Below are 8447 nucleotides of genomic sequence, written 5' to 3'. Positions count from 1 at the left end.
CCCCCCGACCTCTCACACCACCGTACGTACCTTTCGGTATATGGCGGTTCAATTAAAGTTGACGTAAACTATGATATCTTGCATATAGACTTTTGAGCCCTTGGGAACTCCAATAGGAGTTTCCAAGGGTTTTGTGTAAGATTGGACTGTGAGATATTCTCCAATATTTCTTCCTAGAGTTACCCCACTCGTATGCTTTGGCTGGGTGGACTCCTAAACCTATTAACTTCCTCACTCAGGTCTTCGGTTTCTTCCATTCCTTCCATACAATCATCCTTAGTCGTCTTCTTATCCATTCATCAAATTCTTTGAATATGCTCGGTGTATCTGCGAGGGCGAAGTAGCTGCACCATCCTACAAGGTATTGTTTAACTTCGCTATTCTCATTTCCATTAGGATTGGTTTAGAACTTCTATTTCATGGACGACACCATTAATCATAATTCCAGCTTGAAGATACTTCTGATTAGCTTTAGGACCGTCCGGTCTTTCACTTTGGAAGCCAGTATCCCCATTAACTTGTCATGATTTACTTTGTCAAAGAATTTCTCGAAGTCTATATCAACCACCCACCTGTTTCCTTCTTTCATGAATCCTTTTGCTTTTCGCACGGCATCATGTCCCCTTCTATTCGGTCGGAAGCCATAACTATGCTCGGAGAATGCAGGGTCAAAGATTGGAGTCAGTATTTGAGCGATTGCCTGTTGAATGAATCGGTCTGTCATAGTAGGTATTCCTAGTAAACGGATTCCGTCGTTCGGTTTCGGGATTTCGACTCGACGGACAGGACTCGGTTTATAGGTACCATTCCTTAGCGATTGACAGAGAGAGTCCCAGTTATCAACGATATGTCTTCGTAGGGATTTTACGGACATTTTATCAATCCCGTGACTTCCTTTGTTTCTCTCCACACGTTTGAGTGCTTCTATCAAGTTTTCACGTGACAGTAACCTATCCATTAACATAAGATATTTCCTTTCCACGCGAACAAGAGGTCTATTAGTGTTATTCTTGCTCCACCCTCTTGAAATCCCCCATGGGATTCACCACTTCCTCTTCCAAGTAGGTCTCCTAAGAGATTGTCTTCTTCTGCACAAGGGATTGTACGCATAGTTCTCGTTCATCTTTAATTGTTCAGTCCTTCCCTTACTTTCTCGGGTAAGTAAGGTACTATGACTTCTGCTGACTTTTGACTGTTCAACTGTCTATCGCTAGACAGGTTACCAAGTGTGCTTTGCGTATCAGTCAGACCTCCCCGGGTAAGAATGCAATCTTTCCTTCCACCTATCTGCTTCATTTACTCTGTATCACCTTTGACAAAAAGGACTTTGTTTTGTAATGCAAACTCATCCAATGATACCTAGTCTTCTATGAAGTTCGTGTTCCTCAGACCGGAAGTTTGCCGCCCGCTTCCTTCAGATTCCACGTCACCATGGACACCCTTGCGTTAAGCTAACTGTTACTTCTGTCTTCACAGTTCGGACTTGCACCCTATAGATTGCACCCATGCCGGGCGCAAATTAATAAAGGAAACGCATTTTTGGCGCTTCCTTATTGTTTAATTAGAACGGCTCTTTTTGGATAATCAGTAAAGAATCCCGCACATTCTGCTTTGAAAAGTCGGAGCATTGTTTTTTCATCATTTACCGTAAACGGTCTGACTGGAACGCCATTTTCTTTTGAACGTTGAATAATGGTTGGTGTTGCAGCTTTAATATATGGATGAATCCCTTGGGCACCGACCCACTTCGTGTAATCCCAAGGCTTATTTATTCCCTCCATATATAACACTGCTTTCTCAATAGAGGGAGATAGGGTATGTAGACGGGCAATCGAAAAATGATTAAAGCTTGAAAATATAACTAGATTCTCCACATCATATTTGAGTATTAGTTCTAGTACTTTTTCTTCCATCCCAGAGTAAGGGATGATACTGTTTTTTAGTTCAATATTAACGAGAGTCTGCTTTCTTGCAGCCCAATCTAACACTTCTTCTAATGTCGGGATTTCCGCATGTGAATATAATTTTTTAAATTTATACACAGCATTTAGTTGTTTAAGTTCTTTTAATGTAAAGTCTTTAACCAACCCTTTTCCGTCGGTGGTTCTGTCTACCTTTTCATCGTGTATAACTACAGGAATGCCGTCTTTACTAAGCTGAACGTCCAGTTCAATTCCATCAGCTCCATCACAGAATGCCTGTTGAAAGCTAATCATCGTATTTTCAGGATGTGTACCTGCTGAACCGCGGTGACCAAAAATTTTTGTCATAATATCACCTTCTAATTTTAGAAAATCATCAATTTTTGTCAGAAAAAATTGTCAACAAACGTATTATTTAGTAAAATTTTAATCAATTAAGTGAGGTGAATGAATTGAGACCACTTCAAATATCAGCTGATACTGCACTAAAACTTGCAGAAGCATTGAATATCCCGCTGGAGCAGGTTATGCACTTACCGCAACACATATTAATTCAGAAGCTAGTTGAGCTTGAACGAAAAGAAGCAAATGAAAATAAAGCGTAATTTTCATATGTAAACCCAACACGAATAATCGTGTTGGGTTTTGATTTTGTATTATTCCTTACCCTTTCATGAAGCTCTGTGCTCTAAGCGGAGTTTATCAGCAACCATTGCGATAAACTCTGAATTCGTTGGTTTCGCTTTGGACATAGAAACTGTGTAACCAAAAAGAGAAGATATACTATCTATATTACCACGAGACCATGCAACTTCGATGGCATGACGAATCGCACGTTCTACTCTGCTGGCAGTTGTATTGTATTTTTTTGCAATATCAGGATAAAGCACTTTCGTAATAGATCCTAACAATTCAATATCGTTGTAAACCATGGATATCGCTTCACGTAAGTATAGGTACCCTTTAATATGTGCAGGAACCCCTATTTCATGAATAATACTTGTAATATTTGCATCCAGGTTTTTCCCTTTAGGTTCATGGCTGGAGGAAAACACTTGGGATGAAGAACCTGTTCTTTTAAGAATTGGAGATGCTTTTCCACTAACCTGGCGTATATTACTAACAAGATTTTCCATATCAAACGGCTTCAAAATAAAATAGGATGCACCAAGATCCACCGCTTTTTTCGTGACATCTTCCTGACCAAATGCAGTAAGCATGATCACATTCGGTGATTTATTCAAGTTTAAAGAACGCATCTTTTCTAGAACTCCCAGGCCATCAAGGTGCGGCATAATAATATCTAACACCAAAACATCTGGATTTTTATCTTGAAGCAACTGAAGACATTCTTGACCATTATGAGCTACTCCGACGACTTCCATGTCCTCTTGCGCTGAAATGTACTCTTCCAATAATCCCACTAATTCGCGATTGTCATCCACGATACACACTTTGATTTTCATATAACTAGTTTCCTCCTCAGTCCCTATACTCGTTTAAAAAATCATGAAGCCTATATTTTATTCTAAATGTTAAATTCGACAATGCAATAACTTTTCCTCTAAAAAAATGAAAAAACCTAAAAATTTATATATTATCTCTTCATTTCTCCAGAATACTCCGTTTTTCGACTAAATACGCACATTTTTACATAATATGTATATTTTGTCGAAAAATCTTTATTAATTATCATATCTTAAACAATAAAAAAAAGCGAGCTTATTTCAGCCCACTTTCTCTTCATTTTGATAAATGTCTATGCCAGCCTCATTTAACATCCACTCAATATGCACCCCATAACCACTCGTGGGATCATTGACAAATACGTGCGTGACAGCACCAATAACTTTACCATTTTGAATTATCGGACTTCCGCTCATTCCTTGAACAATTCCGCCTGTTTTGTCTAAAAGATCACTGTCAGTAATTTTAATGACCATTCCTTTCGTTGCTGGAAACTTTTGAGGAATGCTACTAATTACTTCAACATCAAATTCTTCAACTTTGTCACCATCAACCACTGTTAAGATTTTTGCCGGTCCTTCTTTCACCTCAGAAGATAAGGCAATTGGTAACTTTTTATCCATTATCCCATTATCAATGTCCTTATGAAGTGTTCCAAAAATTCCAAATGGGCTGTTTCTGGAAATATCACCGATTGCTGAGCGATCATTGGAGAATCTAGCTAACTTTTCTCCCGGAACACCATTACTACCCTTATCAATAGAAGTAACGGTAGACCTGACAATCTGTCCATCTTGAACAATAATGGGCTTTTTTGTATCCATATCAGATATAACGTGCCCTAACGCACCATATTTCATTGTAATGGGGTCATAAAAGGTCATTGTACCGATACCTGCTGCAGAGTCTCTAATATAAAGACCGATTCTAAATGAGCTGTCTTCTTTATCTTTAAGAGGAATAAGTTTTGTTTTGATGGTATTATCTTCTCTTGAAATAACAACATCTAGAGGCTGTCCTGTTTTTCCAGACTCTTGAACAAATGGAGCAACATCACTCATTTGTTCAATTTTCTTTCCATTAATCTTTGTAATAATGTCACCAACTTGAATTCCAGCTAGTTCTCCAGGTGATTGTTTTCCTGCATCCGTATCTACTTGGTGATGACCGACTACTAATACACCTAAGGTATTCAATTTCACCCCAATGGATTGGCCTCCAGGATATACGTAATACTCAGGAATTACATCCACATTCACTTGCTTAATAGGAATTCCCGCAAGTTGCAAAACAACCTTATCTGCACCGGATTGTTTGCCATTAAATCCTAACGTTTTCTCGGTTTTTACTATTCCAAGCGATGATGAAGACTCTTTCACCTTGGCAGTAACCGGGATGGAAGATGGAAAATGTAATCCTTGTCCTTCAAATAATGTTATCTTATTCGGAATTTGGACATACTCTTTAAATGGTTGACTTACGCATAATACCATGATTGAAACAAGGAGAAATACACCAACAAATTTTCTAACTATATCTTCTCTCAAACATTTTCACTCTCCTCGCTCCTATCCCACACCATTCATGGCTACATTATATAATTTTGCCTTGTCCGGCCACATTTATAACAATGGATTCAATAAAAAAGCTACACATTATGGATAGTTTTGTTAGATTTCTGTAAGTATATAAAGAACTGAATAGCATTTGGTGTATAACTCACATTAAATTCTCGTCTTGTAATATTAAACGTATTATGAAAAGTGAGAGCACTTAGCTATTTCCGTATGGACTAAAAGTAAATTCAGAATGCTAATTGGATATTATTGTAAAAACCAATAATAAATCCAATATTTTTACTTAAAAAGCATTAACATTAAAACTACACAAGTATCCAAAGCAAATACAAAAGAAAAACCGCAGCATCTATCATGCTACGGTTCAACTTTGCTTTAATGCTCCTGCAATTTCTAATAGCTCACGTGCATGCTCTTTTGTTAAAGAAGTAATTTCAACACCAGAAATCATACGGCCAATTTCACGAATCTTTTCATTTTTATCTAGCTCGCGCACTTTTGTTTTTGTGCGATCTTCTGTAACTTCTTTACTGATAAAGAGATGTGTATCTGACATTGCAGCTACTTGTGGGAGATGGGAAATACACATCACTTGGGAATCAACAGACACTTGATAGATTTTTTCCGCTATCGCCTGTGCTACCCTTCCACTTACCCCTGTGTCTACTTCATCAAAAATAATGGATGTAATTCCCTGATGTTTGGAAAAGATGCTTTTTAATGCGAGCATGATTCGAGAGAGTTCCCCACCTGAAGCAACTTTAGCCATCGGTTTTAATGGCTCCCCTGGGTTGGTTGTCAAATAAAACTCCACCACATCCACTCCGTTTTTCCCAAACAGGACTTCATCTGTCCCTTTATCCTTCCGAATATCCATATTAACGTCAAAGATGGCTTTCTCCAAATAAAGATCTTTCAGTTCTTTATGTATGCTTTTCATGAGTTGTTCTGCAGCCTTGCGACGAGCTTCTGTCAACGTTTTCGCTTCAAGAATAAGATCTTCCCGTAACGACTGTAAAGATTCCTGTAGCTGATGAATATGTGAATCCCTATTCTGAAGGGTTTCAAGTTCCTCTTCTATTTTTGCCCCATACTCCATTATTTCACCTACAGTACTACCGTATTTTCGCTTCAGTTGTTTCATTTCATTCAATCTTCCTTCAATATAGTCAAGGCGATTTGGATCAAACTCCAATTGATCTATTTCATCCCTGATTCTATACGAAAGCTCTTCTAGTTGATAGTAAGCATTAGAGATTGTCTCATTTACATCCTTTAAATTTTTATCGATATCATCAAGATCTTCTGATTCGGACATCGCTTGTCCAATCCAATCTAATCCTTTTTGTTCCCCATGAAGAGAATAGTAGCAATTATTCAAGGATTGATACAGTCGTTCATAATTACTGATTTTATTTCTTTCCTCTAATAATTTTTCTTCTTCATTAATATTTAATTCAGCTTTACTGATTTCTTCTGCTTGAAATTGCAGCAAATCCAACCTATGTGCAACCTTTTGTTCATTTTCGGTCAATTCCAACAGTCGTTTTTCAACATCCTTATACGTATTGTAAATACCTAAGTAAGATTGAAGCTCTTTTTGTATTACTTTCCCACCAAATTGATCAAGTAAAGAAAGATGGAGGTCGGCATTCATTAGTTCTTGGTGTTCATGTTGACCATGGATATCGACAAGTGTTTGTCCAACTTCACGTAACAATGCGATAGTAACAAGCTTCCCATTTACACGACAAACACTTTTCCCAGAAGCATGAATTTCCCTACGAAGAACAATCATTTCGTCTTCAATATCAATTCCAAGTTCTTTGCACACGTGATAGGCAGGGTGTCCTTCTTCTTCTAACAAAAATAACCCTTCCAACTCGGCACGTTTTTCACCAAACCGGACGAATTCATGGGACCCTCTGCCACCAGCAAGTAAATGGATAGCATCGATAATAATCGACTTCCCTGCCCCTGTCTCCCCTGTAAGTACAGTTAGTCCTTTCTCAAACGAGATAGAAAGAGATTCAATAATAGCGAAATTTTTGATTGTCAATTCTGCAATCATTTCATCACACCCTCTTGTGATTTATAACATATTTATAAATTTGTCTGATAAGCCGTTTGCTTCCTCAGGAGTACGGCAAATGATCAAACATGTATCATCTCCACAGATGGTTCCCAGTATTTCCTGCCAATCCAAGTTGTCAATTAGAACCCCAATTGCATTTGCGTTTCCAGGCATAGTTTTCATCACAATCATATGTCCAGCCACATCTATTTTTACAAATGCATCCATCAACGATCGTTTAAGTTTCTGGAGTGGATTGAATCGTTGATCAGCTGGGAGGCTATATTTATATCTACCATCAAGCAGAGGAACCTTAACAAGATGCAATTCTTTAATATCTCTGGATACTGTTGCTTGCGTCACATTAAATCCTAGATTTTTTAAGCGATCTACCAGTTCATCTTGAGTTTCTATTTCATTGTTGGTTATTAATTCCCTTATTTTTATATGTCTTTGCCCCTTTGTCATGCTGACACCCCTTATTTTATAGAATTTTTGAATATTGATGATATGTAAGAATGATTAGCCCACCTAAACAGGAAAAAAGGAACAACCATTCATCATAGTTATTCCCGTTTTTCAGACTTTAGTTGTTGGTGCGCTTCTGAAATTAGCTCTGAGACCGGGACTTTTAAATGGCTCTTTCCTATTCCCTCATCTTTTGGATCCCATTTCAAATGAAGTAAAAATTCAATATTACCTTCTCCCCCAGTAATAGGTGAAAAGGAGCCATCCATCACATCAAAGCCTTCTTTCAAACTGAAATCTATGATGCTTTCCATAACTGACTGATGGGTCTTAGGGTCACGTACAATTCCCTTTTTCCCCACTTGATCTTTGCCCGCTTCAAATTGTGGTTTCACTAAAGCCACAACATGGCCACCAGGTATAATCAATGTTTTTAATACAGGAAGGATTAACCTTAAAGAAATAAAAGAAACATCAATACTCGCAAACTCTGGCATCCCTTCTGCCAAATCAACAGCTGTTACATATCGGAAATTAGTTCGTTCCATCACAACAACACGATCATCTTGACGTAACTTCCAAGCAAGTTGATTATAACCTACATCCAAAGCATAACTGAGCTTGGCACCATTTTGTAAGGCACAATCGGTAAAACCTCCAGTGGAGGCACCGATATCCAGCACTATTTTTCCTTTTACGTCCAAATCAAACACTTTTAGTGCTTTCTCTAACTTTAATCCCCCGCGGCTCACATAAGGGATCAGATTACCCTTTATCATTAACGGGGCATCTATAGCTATTTTCTCTCCCGGCTTGTCTAATCTTTGTTCATTTGAATAAACAAGTCCAGCCATGATTGAGCGTTTCGCTTTTTCTCTTGTTTCTATTAATCCCCTCTCTACGAGGAGCACATCTAGTCTTTCTTTTTTCGCCATGTTT

9 protein-coding genes and 1 pseudogene are annotated in these 8447 nt (G+C 38.0%); 1 reads left to right on the top strand and 9 read right to left on the bottom strand.

The features are described 5' to 3' along the window. Positions 1 to 52: 52 nt before the first annotated feature. The 4 genes and pseudogenes from LRP81_RS23400 to LRP81_RS19875 form a co-directional block, all read right to left on the bottom strand. Positions 53 to 964, bottom strand: a pseudogene (locus LRP81_RS23400) (reverse transcriptase domain-containing protein). Further along, complete coding sequence (locus tag LRP81_RS19885) at positions 958 to 1110, bottom strand: hypothetical protein (RefSeq protein ID WP_230504402.1); 153 nt, start codon at positions 1108 to 1110, stop codon at positions 958 to 960. Before LRP81_RS19885 ends, LRP81_RS23400 begins: the two are co-directional and overlap by 7 nt. A gap of 15 nt (positions 1111 to 1125) precedes the next feature. Continuing rightward, positions 1126 to 1296, bottom strand: a complete 171-nt coding sequence (locus LRP81_RS19880) for a hypothetical protein (protein ID WP_230504400.1) — start codon at positions 1294 to 1296, stop codon at positions 1126 to 1128. 254 nt (positions 1297 to 1550) lie between these two features. Further along, positions 1551 to 2270 carry a glycerophosphodiester phosphodiesterase gene (locus tag LRP81_RS19875; protein ID WP_230504398.1) on the bottom strand — a complete coding sequence of 240 codons (720 nt, stop codon included), beginning with the start codon at positions 2268 to 2270 and terminating at the stop codon, positions 1551 to 1553. A 104-nt stretch (positions 2271 to 2374) separates the two neighbouring features. Between LRP81_RS19875 and LRP81_RS19870 the strand changes: the two genes are divergently transcribed. Further along, entirely contained in the window at positions 2375 to 2527 is a 153-nt protein-coding gene (locus tag LRP81_RS19870; RefSeq protein WP_230504396.1) for a YycC family protein, read from the top strand. Positions 2528 to 2593: 66 nt separating this feature from the next. Here the strand turns inward: LRP81_RS19870 and spo0A are convergent, their stop codons facing one another. From spo0A to LRP81_RS19845, 5 genes are all read right to left on the bottom strand, one after another. Then, on the bottom strand, positions 2594 to 3388 hold the full coding sequence (spo0A, locus tag LRP81_RS19865) for a sporulation transcription factor Spo0A (protein WP_230504394.1): 795 nt from the start codon (positions 3386 to 3388) through the stop codon (positions 2594 to 2596). 261 nt (positions 3389 to 3649) lie between these two features. Beyond that, the gene (gene spoIVB / locus LRP81_RS19860) at positions 3650 to 4936 is read right to left on the bottom strand and encodes a SpoIVB peptidase (protein WP_230504391.1); all 1287 of its coding nucleotides are present in this window, start codon (positions 4934 to 4936) and stop codon (positions 3650 to 3652) included. A gap of 394 nt (positions 4937 to 5330) precedes the next feature. After that, positions 5331 to 7037 (bottom strand): DNA repair protein RecN, encoded by a 1707-nt coding sequence (recN, locus tag LRP81_RS19855; RefSeq protein ID WP_230504389.1) that lies wholly within the window; start codon positions 7035 to 7037, stop codon positions 5331 to 5333. 21 nt (positions 7038 to 7058) lie between these two features. Continuing rightward, positions 7059 to 7508: a transcriptional regulator AhrC/ArgR gene (gene ahrC / locus LRP81_RS19850; RefSeq protein ID WP_230504387.1), complete on the bottom strand. Its 450-nt coding sequence runs from the start codon at positions 7506 to 7508 to the stop codon at positions 7059 to 7061. Positions 7509 to 7606: 98 nt separating this feature from the next. Further along, the gene (locus LRP81_RS19845) at positions 7607 to 8443 is read right to left on the bottom strand and encodes a TlyA family RNA methyltransferase (protein WP_230504413.1); all 837 of its coding nucleotides are present in this window, start codon (positions 8441 to 8443) and stop codon (positions 7607 to 7609) included. Between the last annotated feature and the right edge of the window lie 4 nt (positions 8444 to 8447).

Origin of the sequence: Sutcliffiella rhizosphaerae (assembly GCF_917563925.1) — a bacterium.
GTDB classification, from domain to species: domain Bacteria; phylum Bacillota; class Bacilli; order Bacillales; family Bacillaceae_I; genus Sutcliffiella_A; species Sutcliffiella_A rhizosphaerae.
Note: the sequence above shows the minus strand (reverse complement) of the source record. Positions and strands in the feature narration are given on the sequence as shown.

Coding starts and splice junctions, on each gene's coding strand:
- LRP81_RS19885 (WP_230504402.1), bottom strand. CDS start 1,110: ATGCGTACAATCCCTTGTGCAGAAGAAGACAATCTCTTAGGAGACCTA.
- LRP81_RS19880 (WP_230504400.1), bottom strand. CDS start 1,296: ATGAAGCAGATAGGTGGAAGGAAAGATTGCATTCTTACCCGGGGAGGT.
- LRP81_RS19875 (WP_230504398.1), bottom strand. CDS start 2,270: ATGACAAAAATTTTTGGTCACCGCGGTTCAGCAGGTACACATCCTGAA.
- spo0A (WP_230504394.1), bottom strand. CDS start 3,388: ATGAAAATCAAAGTGTGTATCGTGGATGACAATCGCGAATTAGTGGGA.
- recN (WP_230504389.1), bottom strand. CDS start 7,037: ATGATTGCAGAATTGACAATCAAAAATTTCGCTATTATTGAATCTCTT.
- ahrC (WP_230504387.1), bottom strand. CDS start 7,508: ATGACAAAGGGGCAAAGACATATAAAAATAAGGGAATTAATAACCAAC.
- LRP81_RS19845 (WP_230504413.1), bottom strand. CDS start 8,443: ATGGCGAAAAAAGAAAGACTAGATGTGCTCCTCGTAGAGAGGGGATTA.